A 17,962-nucleotide genomic window follows, 5' to 3' on the forward strand; every position below is an offset into this window, starting at 1 on the left:
GCAATCTTTTGCATGAAGATTTCCAATTAAGTCGATTTTTACTTTGCCGGGTCAATGTGACGCCAGTCGGTTGTTTAGTCCCGCGTCGCCGACAGCGTCGCCTGAGTCAGAGTTCTTGAGTCATGGTAGTGTCGCGTCGCGGGGCGTCTGCAAGGGCGCCCCGCACTAAATTTGAGAGTGCCCCATCGAGCCACATCGTCATTGGCGATTGCGTGGCCGAATTGTCGAAGCTTCAGGCCGGCTCGGTCGACCTGGTCTTCGCGGATCCTCCCTACAATCTGCAGCTCAAGGGCGACCTCAAGCGCCCCGATGAGTCGCATGTCGATGCCGTCAACGACGACTGGGACAAGTTCTCGTCGTTCGCTGCCTATGACGATTTCACCCGCGCCTGGCTGCTGGCCTGCCGCCGCGTGATGAAGCCGTCGGCAACGCTGTGGGTGATCGGCTCCTATCACAACATCTTCCGCGTCGGCGCGATCATGCAGGACCTCGGCTTCTGGCTCCTGAACGACATCGTGTGGCGCAAGTCCAATCCGATGCCGAACTTCCGCGGCCGCCGCTTCACCAATGCGCACGAGACCATGATCTGGGCCGCGCGCGACGAGAAGGCCAAGGGCTACACCTTCAATTACGAAGCGCTGAAGGCGTCCAATGAGGACGTGCAGGCACGCTCCGACTGGCTGATCCCGCTGTGCACCGGCGAGGAGCGCCTCAAGGACGGCGACGGCAAGAAGGTGCATCCGACGCAGAAGCCCGAGCAGCTGCTCGCCCGCGTGTTGCTGTCGTCCTCGAAGCCCGGCGATCTCGTGATCGATCCGTTCAACGGCACCGGCACCACCGGCGCCGTCGCCAAGCGCCTCGGCCGCAGCTATATCGGCTTCGAGCGCGACAAGGCCTATGCCGCCGCCGCCGAGGCGCGCATCGCCGCGATCGAGCCGCTGCCGGAAGCAACGCTGGCGCCGTTCATGACCGCGCGCGAGGCACCGCGGGTGGCGTTCTCCGAACTGATCGAACGCGGCATGATCGTGCCGGGCGCCAGGCTGGTCGACGCCAAGAAGCGCCACGGCGCCCTGGTGCGCGCCGACGGCGCCATCATGCTCGGCGACAAGGTCGGCTCGATCCACCGCATCGGCGCGGTCGCGCAGGGCTCCGGCGCCTGCAACGGCTGGACCTTCTGGCACGTCGAGACCAAGAGCGGCCTGCGGCTGATCGACGAACTGCGCGCCGAGATCCGCTCCGAGATGGCGGCGGGCTGAGGCAAGCCGACCAATCTTCCTCGTCATTCCGGGCTCGCCGCTTCCCGGCGCCCTCAGATGCGCAATTGCGCACCGGGGAATGACACGTTGGGAAAGATGACGCCGTCTTGAATGCGGCCCGCCTTGTTGCGCCGCGACGGCGGGACTAGATTCGGTCCCACCACTTGCCGCTTCGACTGGTCGCCCGATGCGCAGACAATCCGAGACCTTGCTGCTGGTGCCGCTGCTGCCGGTCTTTCTGCTCGGCATGTTTCCAATGCTGCTGATCGGCCTGCTGGGATTCTTCGGCCTGATCATCTTCGGCATCCTGCTCGTCTGCGTCGGGCTGACGCTCGCCCTCGAGGCGCATGGCGAGTTCAATGAAGAGATCATCGTCCATGGCTACGCGCGGGGATCGGAACGCGCGACGCAGGTCTCCCATTTGCGTGCTGCGACCCGCTCCGCCGCCGCGCTGGACGTCGCGGGCATCGCGCTGGTCGTCGCGGGTATCCTGGGCTTCTTCTGGGCCGGCTGACCAGCGCGCCACGCGACCCTGATTCACAAACTCGTCGCTTGCGCAGCGCAGCGAAATTTGCGCAAGAGGAGCCGGTCTGCGGCCTTCCCCGCCGCGTCGCGATCTCGCCGGCTACAAGAACCAAGGGAGTCCCTTCATGATCAAATTCTATTTCAATGGTGCGCCGAACCCGAACAAGGTCGCGCTGTTCCTGGAAGAGTCCGGCCTGCCGTTCGAGGCGATTCCGGTCGATACCCGCAAGGGCGAGCAGTTCGCGCCGGAATTCCTCAAGGTCAACCCGAACGGCAAGGTGCCGGCGATCGACGATGACGGCGTGCTGGTGTTCGATTCGAACGCGATCCTGCTCTACCTCGCCGAGGAGCACGGCAAGTTCCTGCCCGCCAATACGCCGGCCAATCGCGCCGCGACGCTGTCCTGGCTGATGTTCATCGCGACCGGCCTCGGCCCCTATTCCGGCCAGGCCGTGCACTTCAAGCACTTCGCGCCGAAGGATCTCGACTACGCCAACAACCGCTACCAGTACGAGGCGCACCGCCATTACAAGATCCTCGACGATCACCTGGCGAAACAGCGCTACATGGTCGGCGACAGCTACACGATCGTCGACATGGCGTTCTGGGGCTGGGCGCGGATGGCGGCGTTCATCCTCGGCGAGGAAGGCTACGCCAAATATCCGAACGTCAAGCGGCTGGTCGACGAGATCTCGGCGCGGCCGGCGGCGGCGCGCGCGATCGCGCTGAAGGACAAGCACACCTTCAAGGCCGAGATGGACGACGCGGCGCGCGACATCATGTTCGGCCACCTCAAGTCCAAGGTGGCGTAAGCCAATCCACACGACGGCAAGACGACGGCGCCCGGATGGGCGCCGTCTTCGTTTGTGCCGTCCGTTAGCGGCGGACCGCTACGCCGGAAACGCGCCGAGCGCCTTCTCGGTCAGGACCGAGTCGCAATATTCCCGCACCTCCTTGATCCGACCACCGTCGAAACGGAACACCAGGCAATAGTCGTTGTCGTAGCGCTGACCTTGCTTGGTGAGGTTGTCGCCCTTGGCCTCGATCACGACGATGTCGCCGTCGGCGATGATGCGATGGGCGACGGTGCGGCCGCGCTCGACCAGTTTCGAGCGGACATGGCCGTGCAGATCGTTGATGATCGACTGCTTGCCGGTGAAGGTACGCGACCAGGAATATTGCCCGGTCACGGTCCAGATCGCGTCGTCGGCAAGCGTTGCCATGAACAGCGAGTTCTCGCGCACCGCAGGATCGGGACTGCCTGCGATCACGAACATCTCCTGCACCAGTTTCTTGTTGTCGGCTGCGCTCATGGCGCGTCTCCTTGCGATTGATAGACCCTGATTTCAGGCGTTTCCTCACGCGATGCGGTCTTCGGCTCTCGTGAAAAACGCCTTGCCCGCAATCCTGCGGCGCCTGCGCGCATTCTTCCAATCGATAGGTAGTATGATATATATTCACTCGATGAATTTGAATTCGCTTGACCTCAATCTGCTGGTCGCGCTCGACGCCCTGCTGCGCGAAGCCAATGTCAGCCGCGCGGCGATGCGGCTCAATCTGTCGCAACCGGCGACCAGCCACGCGCTGCAGCGGCTGCGCGACCTGATCGGCGATCCGCTTTTGGTGCGCACCGGCGCGCGGATGGAGCTGACGCCGCGGGCGCAGGCGTTGCGCTCGCCGCTGGCCCATGCGCTCGACCAGGTGCGCGCGCTGTTCGTCTCCGACGATTTCGACGCCGCGCGCAGCGACCGGCACTTTCGCCTGATGATGCCCGACCTCGCGGTCGAGCTCCTGATGCCGCCGCTGATGGAGAAGGTGACGCAGATCGCGCCGAACGTCACCATCGACGTGGTGCCGTGGCGGGGACCTGCGATCTTCACGCCCGAATTCGCCCGCACCATCGATCTCGTGATCTCGATCGGCGACTCCTTCAAGGGCTTTCACCGCCAGCGGCTCTACACCGACAGCGATGCACTCGCGGTGCGGCGCGGCCACCTCGCCGGCGCGAAGCTCAAGAAGCGCGAGGCGTTCCTCGCCGCCCGCCATGTCGCCGTGATCATCCGCGGCCAGAACGAGGACCTGATCGACACCTGGCTGCGCGCCAAGGGCATCGAGCGGCGGATCGCGCTGGTGGTGCCGGGTTATATCGAGGCGCTGCACGTCACCGCGCGCACCGACCTCGTCGCGTTCGTGCCGCGCCGGCTGATCTCGGCGCTGTCGAGGCAATTGTCGCTGATGACGGTGACGCCGCCGCTCGATCCAGGGATCGACGAGCAGCACATGTTCTATCCGACACGGGCGCAGATGGATCCGGGCTCGCTCTGGCTGCGCAAGCTGATGCTGGAGACCGGACGCGAGTTGGAGACGGGGAAGGTGTAGCCCAGCTCTCTCCACACGTCGTCCCGGCGAAGGCCGGGGACCCATAACCACAGGGTTGCGTTGTGAGAGTGAGCTGCGGCCCCGGCGTCGCGTAACAACGATCGTTGGTGGTTATGGGTCCCGGGTCGCGCTGCGCTTGCCCGGGACGACACCGAATTTTTGGGCCTTACGCCCTCTGCTCCGCCAGCACCTTCTGCACCGCCGGGCGGCCCTCCATCGCCGCGCGATGCGCCTTCACCTTGGGCAGCGTTGCGATGTCGACGCCGTCGCCGTCGAGCCACAGGGTCAGCGTGTAGAGATAGGCATCGCCGACGGTGTAGTTCTCGCCCATCACCCACGGGCCCTTCAGCATGTCGCGCTCGATCAGGTTGAAGCAGGCGCCCATGGTCTTCGGCACCATCGCCTTCATGTCGGCGAACGACGTCTCCTGCGTCGCCCAGCGCGGACCGCGCATCTTGTGGGCGTGGCAGATATGCACCGTCGAGCACAGATAGGAGTTGAAGGCCTGCAGCCTGGCGAATTCGAAGACGTCGTCGGGCGCGAGCTTCGCCTGCGGAAAGCTCTGCGCGATATAGGCCAGCATCGCCGGCGTCTCGGTCAGCACGCCGCGATCGGTCACCAAAGTGGGCACGCGGCCCTTCGGATTGATCTTCAGGTATTCCGGGCTGTTCTGCTGGTTGGTCTTGAAGTCGATCTTCTCGGTCGTGTAGGGCGCGCCGGCCTCGGCCAGCGCGATGTGGGACGCGAGCGCGCAGGTGCCGGGGGCAAAATAGAGCTTGAGCATGTTGCTGTCCTCTCCGAGCCTTGTCGGTTCGTTGCGAACGCGGCTCTGGTTCTTGTTCTGACGGCGCGGAGGTTAGCGGCAGCCCCCTTGGCCGTCCACCCCGCGCGCCGCAGACCTTGCCCGCGGCGGTGCCGTCGTGCGATGACCATGGCCAATTGAGGGGATTTTTTATGACTGTGCTCATTGCAGGTGGCGGAATTGGCGGGCTGACGCTGGCGCTCAGCCTGCACCAGATCGGCGTGCCGGCCCGCGTCTTCGAGAGCGTGCCCGAGCTGCGGCCGCTCGGCGTCGGCATCAACGTGCTGCCGCATGCGGTGCGCGAACTGATCGAGCTCGGCCTGCACGATGTGCTCGACGCTTCTGCGGTGCGCACCCGCGAGCTCGCCTATTTCTCAAAGCACGGCAAGCCGATCTGGAGCGAGCCGCGCGGGCTCGAGGCCGGCTATAAATGGCCACAATTCTCGATCCATCGCGGCCGGCTGCAACAGCTGCTGCTCGATGCCGCGACCGAACGGCTGGGGGCTGCGAACATTCTCACCAGCCATCACCTCACCGGCTGGATCGAGACCGCCGACGGCGTCCGCGCCGATTTCATCGACCGCGCCACCGGCAAGCCCGCCGGCAGCTATGACGGCGTGGTGCTGATCGCCGCCGACGGCATCCATTCGGCGGTGCGCGAGAAGCTCTATCCGCAGGAGGGGCCGCCAATCTGGAACGGCCGCATCCTGTGGCGCGGCATCACCCGCGGCGATGCCTTCCTGACCGGCCGCACCATGATCATGGCCGGCCACGAGATCCTGAAATTCGTCTGCTACCCGATCTCGAAGGAGGCCGGCCCCGACGGCAAGTTCGACATCAACTGGGTCGCCGAGCGACACATGCCGCCGACCTATCAATGGCGCCGCGAGGACTACAACCGGACCGCCAAGCTCGACGAGTTCCTGCCTTGGTTCGAGAGCTGGAATTTCGACTGGCTCGATGTCCCCGGCCTGATCCGGAACTGCCCGCATGCCTACGAATATCCACTGGTCGATCGCGATCCGATCCCGCAATGGACCTTCGGCCGCGTCACGCTGATGGGCGACGCCGCGCATCCGATGTATCCGATCGGCTCCAACGGCGCCTCGCAGGCGATCCTGGATGCGCGCGTGCTGACGCGCGAGATTTTGGCGCATGGCCCGACGCAGGCGGCGCTCGCGGCCTATGAGGCCGAGCGGCGGCCCGCGACCACGGACCTCGTGATGCTGAACCGCCGCAACGGCCCGGAGCAGGTGATGCAGCTGGTCGAGGAGCGCGCGCCTGACGGCTTCAAGGTCGTCACCGACGTGCTGTCGCAGCAGGAGCTGGAAGACATCGCCGCCAACTACAAGCGCGTCGCCGGTTTCCAGGTCGAGGGACTGAACGCCAAGCCGCCGATCGTGCAGCGGACGGGTTGAGTTGTAGCGCGGCGCACGATCTATCACCGTCACCCTGAGGAGCCGCGAAGCGGCGTCTCGAAGGGTGCACGACCCCGGCCGGCCGTGCATGCTTCGAGGCTCGCTTCGCTCGCACCTCAGCATGACGGATTTGCCAATGCGGGCGCGGCTTCACCGCAGCGCGCGCGCCGCCTCCACCAGGCGGATGCTGCTGCTCGCGGTCGCGAGCAGTGTGCCGTCGGCGGCGCTCAGCTTTCCCTCGACGAAGGCGATGGTCTTACCGAGTTGCGTCACCGTCGCCTCGCCGGTGATCGGTCCGGGCTTTGCCGGCGCCAGGAAATTCACGGTCATCGTGATGGTCGTGGTGAAGAGCCGCCCCTCGGTCATCACGAACACCGCCGGCCCCATCGTGTCGTCGAGCATCGCCGAGAGCATGCCGCCCTGGATGAAGCCGGCCGGATTGCAAAACTCCTGCTTGCCGTCGAACACGATCCTGATCCAGCCCTCCTGCGGACGGGCGTCGACCACGCGCCACCCCAGTAGCTTTGCGACGGGCGGCATCGGAATGCGGTCGAGTGCGGTTGCGATCATGGCGGCCTCCGGTTTCCGGAGGTGATAGCGAAGCCCTGCTGCCAGCATGGTGTCAGCAGGTCAGAGCATGATCCGGAAAACTGAGAACCGGTTTTCCGAAACGATCATGCTCAAAAAAATGTGCCGATGATGTGATTCATCGCATCGTCAGAGATCGAGCCCATGCGCGACAACCTTGCGCATCACGTTCGGAAGCGCCTCGCCGTCCAGTGTCGCCACCGGCACCCAGCGCATGCCATCCGGCGCGCGGCTCCGCGGCGGAACGCTGGCGGTGTAGACGACGAGCTCGAGCGGAAAATGCGTGAACACGTGGCTGACGACGCCCGCCTTGCGGTGCCAGCGCGTGACGCCCTTGAGGTCCGGCGCCTGCGCCAGTGCCGCCGCGTCCTCCTGCCCGGCCAGCCATTGCGACCCCGGCACCTCGGTCATGCCGCCGAGCAGGCCTTTTTCCGGGCGCGAGCGCACCAGGAGCTCGCCGCCGCGTGTCACCACGAAGGCCGCGCCGCGGCGCAAGATGCCGCTCTTCTTCGGTGCCTTGCGCGGGAACGTTTCCTGGTCGCCGCGCGTGCGCGCCGCGCAGTCGTCATTCAGCGGACACAATGCGCAGGCCGGCTTCTTCGGCGTGCAGATCGTCGCGCCCAAATCCATCAGCGCCTGAGCACTGTCGCCGGCGCGGGACGGGCCGAGCAATGTCGCCGCCATCTCCTTGATCAGCGGCTTGGCCTGCGGCAGCGCCTCCTCGATGGCGTAGAGCCGACTGACCACGCGCTCGATGTTGCCGTCCACCGGCATGGTGCGGCGGTCGAAGGCGATGGCGGCGATCGCGGCCGCGGTGTACGGCCCGATGCCGGGCAGCGCGCGCAGGCCCTCCTCGGTGTCCGGAAACACCCCGCCGTGGTCGCCCATCACCGCGACCGCGCAGGCGTGCAAATTGCGCGCCCGCGAATAATAGCCGAGCCCGGCCCACATCCTCAGGACGTCGTCGAGCGAGGCACGCCCAAGCGCGGTCACGTCGGGCCAGCGCGACACGAATTTCTCGAAATAGGGCCCGACCGCCCGTACCGTGGTCTGCTGCAGCATGATCTCCGACAGCCAGACGCGATACGGATCGGCCCGCTCCCCCGCCACCGCGCGCCACGGCAGCGTCCGGCGATGCCGGTCATACCAGGCGAGCAGACGCGCCGGGCGGTCGGCCTGCTGATCGGTCGATTTGATTTTGGCGGCAGCGCGAGAACTCATGAACGCATCTTAAGCCACATCTCGCCATGTCATGCCCGGGCTTGACCCGGGCATCCACGTCTTTCTTCGCCCGGCACGGAAAACGCCGCCACAATGATGAACACGGTTTCAGCCACATCACCACCACTGCTATAACCCTCCCATGTCCAGACCCGGCCCGATCAGCGCCAAGCCCCTGTCGATCCTGCTCAGCGACGTCTTCACCGACGCCTATGCCAAGCAGGGCTTTGCCGCGCGCGAATTGGTGACGCGCTGGACCGAGATCGCGGGCGAGCGAATTGCCGCCTATTGCGAGCCGCTGAAGATGCAGTGGCCGCGGCCGGTGGAGGGACAGCCGCAGGAGCCGGCGACGCTGGTGCTGCGGGTCGAAGGGCCGATGGCGCTGGAGATCCAGCACTCCTCCGACGTCATCCTGGAACGGGTGAACCGCTTCTTCGGCTGGCATGCGGTCGGCCGCCTGACCATCCGACAGGCGCCGCTCTCGCGCCGCAGCCGCCCGGTACGGCCGCGCCCGCCGGACGCCAAAACGGTGGCCCGGGAGGCGGCCAACCTTGCGGCCGTCGAGGACGACGATCTGCGCGCGGCGCTGGCCCGTTTGGGTGCCTCGATCAAGCGAAATTGACGCTTTTCGGCAGGCCCGCCGCAAGACCGCGGCATTGCCACAATGGCCGTTTCAAGCTAGCGAAGGCTTCTTTTTCGGGACCCCTTCATTGTGGCGTGAATGCGCCAATCCGGGAGCTGACCTTGATCATCACGCGCCGCGCCTTCACCACCGCTCTCTCGCTGACCGGGCTTGCCGCCCTCGCCGGCCTGTCGCCGCTGCGCCTGATCACCGACGCGTTCGCGCAGACCGCCGCCGAGGTCGCCAAGCCGCAGTCGCTGCCGGACATGGGGCTCGGCCCGCAGGACGCCAAGGTGACGATCGTCGAATACGCCTCGATGACCTGCCCGCACTGCGCCAATTTCAACGAGACCGTGTTCCCGAAGATCAAGTCGACCTACATCGACCCCGGCAAGGTCCGCTACGTGTTCCGCGAATTCCCGCTCGACATCAAGGCCGCCGCCGGCTCGATGCTGGCGCGCTGTATCGCCAAGGACGACGCGCCGAAGTATTTTGCCGTGATCGACCTGTTGTTCCGCCAGCAGAACGACTGGGTGGTGAAGAACACCACCGAGACACTGACCCGGATCGGCAAGCAGGCCGGCCTCACCCAGCAGCAGGTCGAGGACTGCCTGAAGGATCAGAAGCTGCTCGACAAGATCGCGGCCGACCAGAAATACGCCAACGAGGTGCTGAAGGTGAACTCGACGCCGACCTTCTTCGTCAACGGCGAGATGCTGAAGGGCGAGACCTCGTTCGAGGAATTCAGCAAGCACATCGATCCGCTGCTGAAGAGCTGATCGGGAGCCCGCGAACCTGACGTCTTCGTGCCTCGCTTTCGAGTCGAGGCACGATAATTGTGGATGATTTGCGATCACGGCACGCGCCCGTCGCATCATTTGGTTGTTGAAAACCTGATTCGCGCGATGCGAATCATCGAGGACATGCAAGGGCCATAAAACCCTGCAAATCCCTTGGGAAAAGCTTGCTCAAGCGGTTGCCCTGACGCGCTCGCATCGCCATTGTCGCCGCTCATGAGAGCTGCACGCAGCAACTCACCCACACACCGACATTGCCTTCCATGGTATTGTCACGGCAGGGAGATTCGCGCCCGGCCAAACGAGATTTGTGTACATGAAGCTCACGCGCCTCCGCCTGCACGGTTTCAAGTCGTTCGTTGACCCCACCGATTTCATGATCGAGCCGGGCCTGACCGGCGTCGTCGGACCGAATGGCTGCGGCAAATCCAATCTCGTCGAAGCGCTGCGCTGGGCGATGGGCGAGACCTCGCACAAGTCGCTGCGCGCCGCCGACATGGACGCGGTGATCTTCGCCGGTTCCGGCAACCGTCCGGCACGCAATCACGCCGAAGTCGTGATGACGATCGACAATTCCGATCGCTCGGCGCCGGCCGCGGTGAACGACAGCCAGCTCTTGGAAATCTCCCGCCGCATCGAGCGCGAAGCCGGCTCAGTCTACCGCATCAACGGCCGCGATGTCCGTGCAAGAGATGTGCAGATCCTGTTCGCCGACGCCGCCACCGGCGCGCGGTCGCCGGCGCTGGTCCACCAGGGCAAGATCGGCGAGATCATCCAGGCCAAGCCCGAGCAGCGCCGCCGCGTGCTGGAAGACGCCGCCGGCGTGGCCGGCCTGCATGCCCGCCGCCACGAGGCGGAACTGCGGCTGAAGGCGGCCGAAACCAACCTCACCCGCGTCGAGGACGTGATCGGCCAGCTCACAGGCCAGATGGAAGGCCTGAAGAAGCAGGCGCGCCAGGCGATCCGCTACCGTGAGGTCGCGGCCAAGGTGCGCAAGTCCGAAGCCATGCTGTTCCATCTGCGCTGGATCGAGGCCAATGCCGACGTCAACGACGCCGCGCAGACCCATGATATCTCCGTGCGCGAGATGGCCGAGCGCACCCGCGAGCAGGCCGAATCCGCCCGCATCCAGGCGATCCGCGCCGCCGAATTGCCGGCGCTGCGCGATGCCGAAGCGCGCGCCGCCGCCGGCCTGCAGCGCCTGACCAACACGCGCGAGATGCTCGACCGCGAGGAGCAGCGCGCCAAGGAGCGCGTCGGCGAGCTCGATCGCCGTCTCACCCAATTCGCCCAGGACATCGCGCGCGAGCAGCAGCAGACCTCCGATGCCGACATCGCGCTGCAGCGGCTCGACACCGAAGACGCAGAGCTGAAGGAAGAGATCAAGTCGCGCGTCGAGAAGCGCTCCGGCGTCGACGAGCGCGTCGCTGAGGCCGAGGAGATCCTGGCCGCGACCGAGCGCCAGTTCTCCGAGCTGACCACGCAGCTCGCCGATCTCACCGCCAAGCGCAATCAGCTCGAAGCCGGCGTGCGTACGCATCGCGAGCGGCTGGCCCGGCTCGATCAGGAGATCGCCAACGTCCAGGCCGAGGAAACCAAGCTCGCGCAGGAGACCGGCAATCTCGGCGACATCGACGCGCTCGCCGCCGCCATGGAGATGGCGCAGCAGACGCTTGCCGAGTCCGAGGCCGCCGTGCAGACCAGCGAGGCGCATCACGCCGCCGCGCGGCAGACGCTGGAAGCCTCGCGCAATCCGCTCACCGAAGCCGAGAAGCGCGTGCAGCGGCTCGAGACCGAAGCCCGCACCATCTCCAAGCTCGTCACCAGCGAGACCAAGAATCTGTGGCCGCCGATCATCGACGGCATCACCGTCGCCAAGGGCTATGAGAAGGCAATCGGCGCGGTGCTCGGCGACGACCTCGATGCGCCGGTGGATTCGTCGGCGCCGATGCGCTGGACCAATATCGGCGTGGCCGGCGAAGATCCGGCGCTGCCTGATGGCGTCGAGCGGCTGGCCGACCATGTCCAGGCGCCGCCGGAACTGGCGCGCCGCCTGGCCCAGATCGGCGTCGTGGCCAAGGAACGCGGCGCGGCGCTGGTGTCGCAGCTGAAGACCGGCCAGCGGCTGGTGTCGCTCGAAGGCGACGTCTGGCGCTGGGACGGCTTCGTCGCCGACGCGCATGCCCCGACCGGCGCCGCCCGCCGTCTTGCCGAGCGCGCCCGTCTTGTCGACATCGAGCACGAGCTGGAACAGGCCCGCATCGATGCCGCCACCAAGCGCCAGGCGCTGGAGACGGCTGAAGAGGAACTGCGCTCGGCGTCCGCCGCCGAGGGTGCCTCGCGCGAAGCCGTCCGCGCCGCCCGCCGCGAGGCCGACGCCGCGCGCGAACGTCATGCCGCTACCGAGCGCGAGATCAACCGCCACGCCGCGCGCAAATCGGCGCTGACCGAGGCGCATAGCCGCGTCGCCGCCGACCGCGCCGAGGCCGAAGCCGCGCATGAGAGCGCGGCTGCCGCGCTCGCCGAACTGCCGCCGGGTGTCGAGACCGAGGCCCAGCTCGCCGCGGTTCGCGCCGAGATCGACAACCAGCGCCGGGCCGCGGCGCAAGTCCGCGCCGAGGCGCAGGCGCTAGCCCGCGAGGCCGAGCTCGCCGACCGCCGCGTGCAGGCGATCGTTGCCGAGCGCAATGAGTGGCAGAACCGCAAGACCAGCGCCGCCTCGCAGGTCGAGACCGTCGAGGCGCGCATCGCCGAGGTGTCGGCCGAGCGCGAGGAACTCGCCAATGCGCCCGAAGTTTTCGCCGAGAAGCGCAGCGCGCTGATCACGGAGATCGAGCACGCCGAAGGCGATCGCCGCATCGCCGCCGACGCGCTGGCGACCGCGGAAGCCGCGATGGCGGAAACCGATCGCCTCGCCAAGGCCTCGCTCGAAGCGCTGTCCTCATCCCGCGAAGCTACCGCGCGCGCCGAGGAGCGTATGGAAGGCACCCGCCGCCGCCTCGCCGACATCGAGCGCGAGATCCACGACATGCTCGAGGTCGAGCCCAGCGCGGTCGTCGGCATGGCCGAGATCGAACCCGGCCAGGAGCTGCCGCCGGTCACGCAGGTCGAGGAAGAGCTCGAAAAGCTGCGCCGCGACCGCGAGCGGCTCGGCGCCGTCAATTTGCGTGCCGAGGAAGAGCTCAAGGAAGTCGAGACCCAGCACACCGCGCTGACCACCGAACGCGACGATCTGGTCGAAGCGATCAAGCGGCTGCGCCAGGGCATCCAGAGCCTCAACCGCGAGGCGCGCGAGCGCCTGCTGACCTCGTTCGAGACCGTTAACAACCACTTCAAGCGGCTGTTCACCGAGCTGTTCGGCGGCGGCGAAGCCGCGCTGCATCTGATCGAGAGCGACGATCCGCTCGAGGCCGGCCTCGAGATCATCGCCAAGCCGCCCGGCAAGAAGCCGCAGACGCTCTCGCTGCTCTCGGGCGGTGAGCAGGCGCTGACGGCGCTCGCGCTGATCTTCGCGGTGTTTCTGACCAACCCGTCGCCGATCTGCGTGCTGGACGAGGTCGACGCGCCGCTCGACGACCACAACGTCGAACGGTTCTGCACCCTGCTGAACGAGATGACCGGCTCGACCGAGACACGCTTCATCATCATCACGCACAATCCGATCACGATGGCGCGGATGAACCGGCTGTTCGGTGTCACCATGGCCGAGCGCGGCGTGTCGCAGCTGGTGTCGGTCGACCTGCAGGGCGCGGTGGACATCCTCGACCAGAACGTGGCTTAGGCGTAGCACCTGCGCGTCGACGTCATTTTCGTGATACCCGCGCCTCCGCATCGTCATTGCGAGGAGCGATAGCGACGAAGCAATCCATACCTCAGCACGCGGCGCTATGGATTGCTTCGCTCCGCTCGCAATGACGTGGGATAGTCCGTCACATGACCTCACCCGATCTCCCCGCCGAACTGCGCGCCGCCCTTAACGCCCGCCTCGAAGGCCTGTCGCGCAGCGACGCCGCCGGCCGCGCGGCGGTGATCTCGCAGACCTATCGCGTGGGCGGCGGCTCCTCGACGATCAGGACCGAGACCGATGCGCTGGCCTATGCGCTGGCGCGGATGCCGGCGACCTATGCCGCCGTCGCAGCGAGCCTCAACGCCCTGACGGAGATCAGGCCGGACTTCGCGCCGGCGCGCCTGCTCGATGTCGGTGCCGGTCCGGGGACCGCGACCTGGGCCGCCGCGGAAGCGTTCACGTCGCTGCGGGACTTCACCCTACTTGATGCCAACGGCGCGTTGCGGACGCTCGCCGAGGAGCTGTTTCACGGCAGCATTCGCCTGCACGACGCCAGCTATCAACTCGGCGAGGCGCGCGCCCTGCTCGACAAGGCCGAGCCCGCCGACCTCGTCGTCGCCAGCTACATGATCGGCGAACTCGGCGATGCCGAGCGCGGGGCGCTGGCCGATGCGCTGTGGTCGAAAACCAGCGACACGCTGCTGGTCGTCGAGCCCGGTACGCCCGCCGGCTATGCGCGGATCATCGCATTGCGCGCACGCCTGATCGCCGCCGGCGCTCACGTCGTGGCACCCTGCCCGCATGACGGTGGCTGTCCGCTGGTCGCGCCCGACTGGTGCCACTTCTCGCAGCGCCTGCAACGCTCGCGCGCGCACAAGCAGGTCAAGGGCGCGGAGCTACCCTTCGAGGACGAGCGCTTCGCCTATGTCGCGCTGAGCCGCGCGCGCGTTGAGAACAGGCCATCGCGCGTGCTGGCGCAGCCGGACGTCGGCAAGGTCGAGATCGCGGCGAAACTGTGCACGCCCGAGGGCGTATCGGTTGCGCGGATCCCGCGCCGTGCCAAAACCGATTACGCCCGCGCCCGGCGCTGGCGCTGGGGCGATGCGGTCTAGTTACGTCGTCCCGGCGAAGGCCGGGACCCATAACCACCGAGGTTTGTTGCGAGTGAAGCCGTCGCCGCTTACGCCCCTTCCGCGGGCCGCGGCGTATGGGTCCCTGTGTCTTGGAAGTCTGTCACGATGTGGGTGGGCGGGAAGCCGTTGGGTCCTTGGCGCTTGACGCCGTGAGCCGGCTCGGTCTCCCGCCCGTTCCATCTATCAACCTGAACAGTTGCACGAGGCTGCGCCAACAGACCTCGCATCACAGGGACAGGCACCGTGACCATAGCTCTTCGTTACGTCGGAATCGACATCTCCAAGAAGCACCTCGATATCTTTGATGAGGCTGACGGTGTGCCGAGGCGCATTGCCAACGCGACACAGGCCATCACACAGCAGGTGGCGCGTTGGCAATGCGATGCGCTGGTGGTCTTCGAGGCGACGGGTATCTATGACCTCGCGCTGCGCGAGGCGCTGCGTCAGGCCGGGATCCAGTTCGCACGGATCAACCCGGCCCGTGCCCGCGACTTTGCACGGGCTAGCGGCCTGCTGGCCAAGACCGATCCGATCGATGCGCGGATGCTGGCGGCCTTTGCGCGGGCCATGCAGCCCACCCCCGAGCAGGTCGCCGATCCTGCACGGGGCGCCTTGGCGAGGCTTGCAAAACGGCGGGATCAGCTGGTCCTCATGCGCGCCCAGGAGAAGAACCGGCGCAGCGAGGCCGACGATCGCGCCATGGCCGAACGCATTGGCCGCCTCGTCGAGGTCCTCGACAGCGAGATCGCCGAGATCGAGGCCGACATCGGCGCCTTGATTAAAGCCGAAGCGGAGATCGCGGACGATGCGAAGTTAATGCGTTCGCTGCCCGGCGTGGGTCCGGTGGCCTGCATGCAGCTCATCGCCCAGATGCCGGAACTCGGGCGGGTCGGACCGAAACAACTCGCAGCGCTCGCAGGCCTTGCTCCCTTCAACGTCGACAGCGGCGCCTTCCGCGGCAAGCGCAAGATTGCGGGCGGCCGAAAGCGCGTTCGTGACGCCCTTTATATGGCGGCCCTCAACGCAGTTCGCAGGGCCGATCCGTTCAAGGCCTTCTATGCACGACTGCGACAGGCCGGAAAACCAGCCAAACTCGCCCTCATCGCCGTCGCCAGGAAGCTGTTGACGGTCCTCAATGCCATGATGCGAGACCGAAAGCCGTACCTGCAGACCAATCCAACATAACAGTTGCCGGCCTTCGCCGGGACGATATTGAACTAATTTGCGGCCATCACCGACTAACGCTTGCCCACCTTTCCGCGGCGGGCTGCCCTGCGCCCCGATCTTGGGCTACGGTGCCGCCGTCTCGTCCATCAGGAGCTGCCCCGTCATGTCGACCAGCTGGATCGTTATCGGCGTCATCGTGCTTCTCGTGCTGTTTGCATTCGGCGCCTACAACCGCCTCGTGGCGCTCAGCCAGCGGGTCGGACAGGCCTTTGCCGACATCGACGTGCAGCTCAAGCAGCGTCACGACCTGATCCCAAACCTGGTCGAGACCGTGAAGGGCTATGCTGCGCATGAGCGCGGCACGCTCGACGACGTCATCAAGGCGCGCAATTCGGCGATGTCGGCGCAGGGTCCGGCCCAGGTCTCGGCGGCGGAAAACCAGCTCTCCGGCGCGCTCGGCCGGCTGATCGCGCTGTCGGAGGCCTATCCGGACCTCAAGGCCAACGCCAATTTCCAGCAGCTCGCCTCCGAGCTCTCCGATCTCGAGAACAAGATCGCCGCCAGCCGCCGCTTCTTCAACAATGCGGTCCAGGAATACAACACCGGCATCCAGCAGATGCCGGCCGCGCTGTTCGCCGGCATGTTCGGCTTCACCCGCAAGGATTTCTTCGACCTCGGCGCCAGCCGCACGGAAGTCGAGGCGGCGCCCAGCGTGAAGTTCTGATTACTTCCTTCGAGATGACGCCCCTTCGGTCATTCCGGGGCGATGCAACGCATCGAACCCGGAATCTCATCTCACTCACTAATCTCGAGATTCCACAAAGCGCAATTGCGCATTGGGGTTCGCGCGTGCCGCGCGCCCCGGAATGACGGTGAGAGCGGACGCGCACCATGGCCGCCTATGGTCTCTACACGCATGTCGCATCGAACAAGTTTCGTTCGATGCTGCTGCTTGCCGGCCTGTTCCTGCTGATCTACGTGCTGGTCTATGCCGGCGCGCTGGTCGCGGAGGTGATGATCGATAGCGGCCGCACCGTCGACTATTACCTGACGCGGGCCTTGCGCGACCTGGTCTCGGCCTTGCCGTGGGCGACGATCGCGGCAGCGGCCTGGATCGTGATCGCCTATTTCTTCCACCAGAAGATGATCGATGCCGTCACCGGCGGCGAGAGCGTGACGCGGCAGCAAGAGCCGCGGCTCTACAATCTCTTGGAAAATCTCTGCATCTCGCGCGGCATCCCGATGCCGAGGCTGAAGGTGATAGACAGCCCGGCGCTGAATGCGTTCGCGACCGGACTGAACCGGAGCCAATACGCCATCACCGTCACCACCGGCCTGTTGAAGGCGCTGAACGATAAGGAGATCGAGGCCGTGCTCGGCCACGAGCTCACCCATATCAAGAACGGCGACGTGCAGCTGATGGTGATCGCCGTGATCATCGCCGGCGTGGTCGGCTTCTTCGGCGAGCTGTTCTTCCGCCTGTTCACGAACCTGTCGTGGAACTCGAGCGGCGGCGGTGGCGGCTGGTCGTCATCCTCACGATCGTCGTCATCCTCCTCGGACCGCGACAGCAAGGGCTCCGGTGGCGGCGCGATCATCGTGATCATCATCGCGGTCGCGCTGATCGTGCTGGCCTGGCTGCTGTCGCAAGTGGTCAAGCTCGCGCTGTCGCGCTCGCGCGAATTCCTCGCCGATGCCGGATCGGTGGAGCTGACCAAGAACCCCGACGCGATGATCTCTGCACTGCGCAAGATCGAGAACCGCGGCGAGCTGCCGGACGCCACCTCGGCGGTGATGGAACTCTGCGTCGACAATCCGCGCGAGGGGTTTGCCGACCTGTTTGCCACCCATCCCTCGGTCAAGTCCCGGGTCGATGCCCTGGTGAAATACGCCGGCGGCCACGATCCCGGACCGCTGGCGCTGCCGGACGAGACGGAGCCGCAGGATGAGCCGTCCGCGGCGGGCGACCAGCCTCCGCCGGCGACCCATGGCCCATGGGGCGATACGCCGACGGCACAGCCGGACAATCCGCCGCCGCTGCCGGACACAACTCCGAGGCAGGGACCGTTTGGTCCGCTTCAAGGTCCGCTCCAGGGCCCTTGGGGCCCGCGCCGCTGACCGCTGTAGCGGTTTGATTTGACCATGATTGTCTCGGAAAACCGCTGCGCATTTTTCCGGATCATGGCCCTAGCTTACTCAGTCCATTAAGGAAATTCCCACCAAACCGATCGTGGACGCCTTAAGGAATTGAATTCTCCCTCGTTTCT

General features: G+C 66.1%; 16 protein-coding genes. 12 read left to right on the plus strand and 4 right to left on the minus strand.

Features of this window, described 5'->3' with window-relative positions:
* The first annotated feature begins 122 nt into the window (after window positions 1-122).
* The 3 genes from ACVW1B_RS26610 to ACVW1B_RS26620 all read left to right on the plus strand — a co-directional run bounded on the left by ACVW1B_RS26610 (window position 123) and on the right by ACVW1B_RS26620 (window position 2,593).
* Complete coding sequence (locus ACVW1B_RS26610) at window positions 123-1,256, plus strand: site-specific DNA-methyltransferase (protein ID WP_057016998.1); 1,134 nt, start codon at window positions 123-125, stop codon at window positions 1,254-1,256.
* 187 nt (window positions 1,257-1,443) lie between these two features.
* Window positions 1,444-1,770, plus strand: a complete 327-nt coding sequence (locus ACVW1B_RS26615; protein ID WP_253607140.1) for a hypothetical protein — start codon at window positions 1,444-1,446, stop codon at window positions 1,768-1,770.
* A 136-nt stretch (window positions 1,771-1,906) separates the two neighbouring features.
* Window positions 1,907-2,593, plus strand: a complete 687-nt coding sequence (locus tag ACVW1B_RS26620) for a glutathione S-transferase family protein (protein ID WP_028334792.1) — start codon at window positions 1,907-1,909, stop codon at window positions 2,591-2,593.
* 78 nt (window positions 2,594-2,671) lie between these two features.
* Here ACVW1B_RS26620 and ACVW1B_RS26625 read toward each other — a convergent pair whose 3' ends face one another.
* Window positions 2,672-3,094 (minus strand): nuclear transport factor 2 family protein, encoded by a 423-nt coding sequence (locus tag ACVW1B_RS26625; RefSeq protein WP_057016996.1) that lies wholly within the window; start codon window positions 3,092-3,094, stop codon window positions 2,672-2,674.
* A 151-nt stretch (window positions 3,095-3,245) separates the two neighbouring features.
* Between ACVW1B_RS26625 and ACVW1B_RS26630 the strand changes: the two genes are divergently transcribed.
* Window positions 3,246-4,160, plus strand: a complete 915-nt coding sequence (locus ACVW1B_RS26630; RefSeq protein ID WP_253607137.1) for a LysR family transcriptional regulator — start codon at window positions 3,246-3,248, stop codon at window positions 4,158-4,160.
* 166 nt (window positions 4,161-4,326) lie between these two features.
* Here ACVW1B_RS26630 and ACVW1B_RS26635 read toward each other — a convergent pair whose 3' ends face one another.
* Complete coding sequence (locus ACVW1B_RS26635) at window positions 4,327-4,944, minus strand: glutathione S-transferase family protein (RefSeq protein WP_456779291.1); 618 nt, start codon at window positions 4,942-4,944, stop codon at window positions 4,327-4,329.
* Window positions 4,945-5,114: 170 nt separating this feature from the next.
* Between ACVW1B_RS26635 and ACVW1B_RS26640 the strand changes: the two genes are divergently transcribed.
* A complete protein-coding gene (locus tag ACVW1B_RS26640; RefSeq protein ID WP_456779290.1) occupies window positions 5,115-6,380 on the plus strand; it encodes a flavin-dependent oxidoreductase in 1,266 nt (421 codons plus the stop codon).
* A gap of 150 nt (window positions 6,381-6,530) precedes the next feature.
* On the opposite strand, the gene ACVW1B_RS26645 is transcribed toward ACVW1B_RS26640, so the two are convergent.
* Window positions 6,531-6,950, minus strand: coding sequence for a PaaI family thioesterase (locus ACVW1B_RS26645; RefSeq protein ID WP_076830297.1), 420 nt, complete (start codon window positions 6,948-6,950; stop codon window positions 6,531-6,533).
* Between the two features lie 147 nt (window positions 6,951-7,097).
* On the minus strand, window positions 7,098-8,189 hold the full coding sequence (gene mutY, locus ACVW1B_RS26650; protein ID WP_310882501.1) for an A/G-specific adenine glycosylase: 1,092 nt from the start codon (window positions 8,187-8,189) through the stop codon (window positions 7,098-7,100).
* A 142-nt stretch (window positions 8,190-8,331) separates the two neighbouring features.
* Here mutY and ACVW1B_RS26655 point away from each other — a divergent pair, with 142 nt between their 5' ends.
* The 7 genes from ACVW1B_RS26655 (at window position 8,332) to ACVW1B_RS26685 (ending at window position 17,813) form a co-directional block, all read left to right on the plus strand.
* Window positions 8,332-8,811, plus strand: coding sequence for a DUF721 domain-containing protein (locus ACVW1B_RS26655; protein ID WP_028334785.1), 480 nt, complete (start codon window positions 8,332-8,334; stop codon window positions 8,809-8,811).
* Window positions 8,812-8,933: 122 nt separating this feature from the next.
* The gene (locus ACVW1B_RS26660; protein ID WP_028338651.1) at window positions 8,934-9,590 is read left to right on the plus strand and encodes a DsbA family protein; all 657 of its coding nucleotides are present in this window, start codon (window positions 8,934-8,936) and stop codon (window positions 9,588-9,590) included.
* A gap of 334 nt (window positions 9,591-9,924) precedes the next feature.
* Window positions 9,925-13,389 carry a chromosome segregation protein SMC gene (smc, locus tag ACVW1B_RS26665; RefSeq protein ID WP_456822480.1) on the plus strand — a complete coding sequence of 1,155 codons (3,465 nt, stop codon included), beginning with the start codon at window positions 9,925-9,927 and terminating at the stop codon, window positions 13,387-13,389.
* Window positions 13,390-13,541: 152 nt separating this feature from the next.
* Window positions 13,542-14,507, plus strand: coding sequence for a small ribosomal subunit Rsm22 family protein (locus ACVW1B_RS26670; protein ID WP_456822481.1), 966 nt, complete (start codon window positions 13,542-13,544; stop codon window positions 14,505-14,507).
* A gap of 264 nt (window positions 14,508-14,771) precedes the next feature.
* Entirely contained in the window at window positions 14,772-15,713 is a 942-nt protein-coding gene (locus ACVW1B_RS26675; RefSeq protein ID WP_456822482.1) for an IS110 family RNA-guided transposase, read from the plus strand.
* 145 nt (window positions 15,714-15,858) lie between these two features.
* A complete protein-coding gene (locus tag ACVW1B_RS26680) occupies window positions 15,859-16,419 on the plus strand; it encodes a LemA family protein (RefSeq protein WP_016839704.1) in 561 nt (186 codons plus the stop codon).
* Between the two features lie 167 nt (window positions 16,420-16,586).
* Window positions 16,587-17,813 carry a M48 family metalloprotease gene (locus ACVW1B_RS26685; protein ID WP_456779286.1) on the plus strand — a complete coding sequence of 409 codons (1,227 nt, stop codon included), beginning with the start codon at window positions 16,587-16,589 and terminating at the stop codon, window positions 17,811-17,813.
* Window positions 17,814-17,962: the final 149 nt, after the last annotated feature.

The sequence above is a fragment of the Bradyrhizobium sp. USDA 4502 genome, from assembly GCF_054063355.1.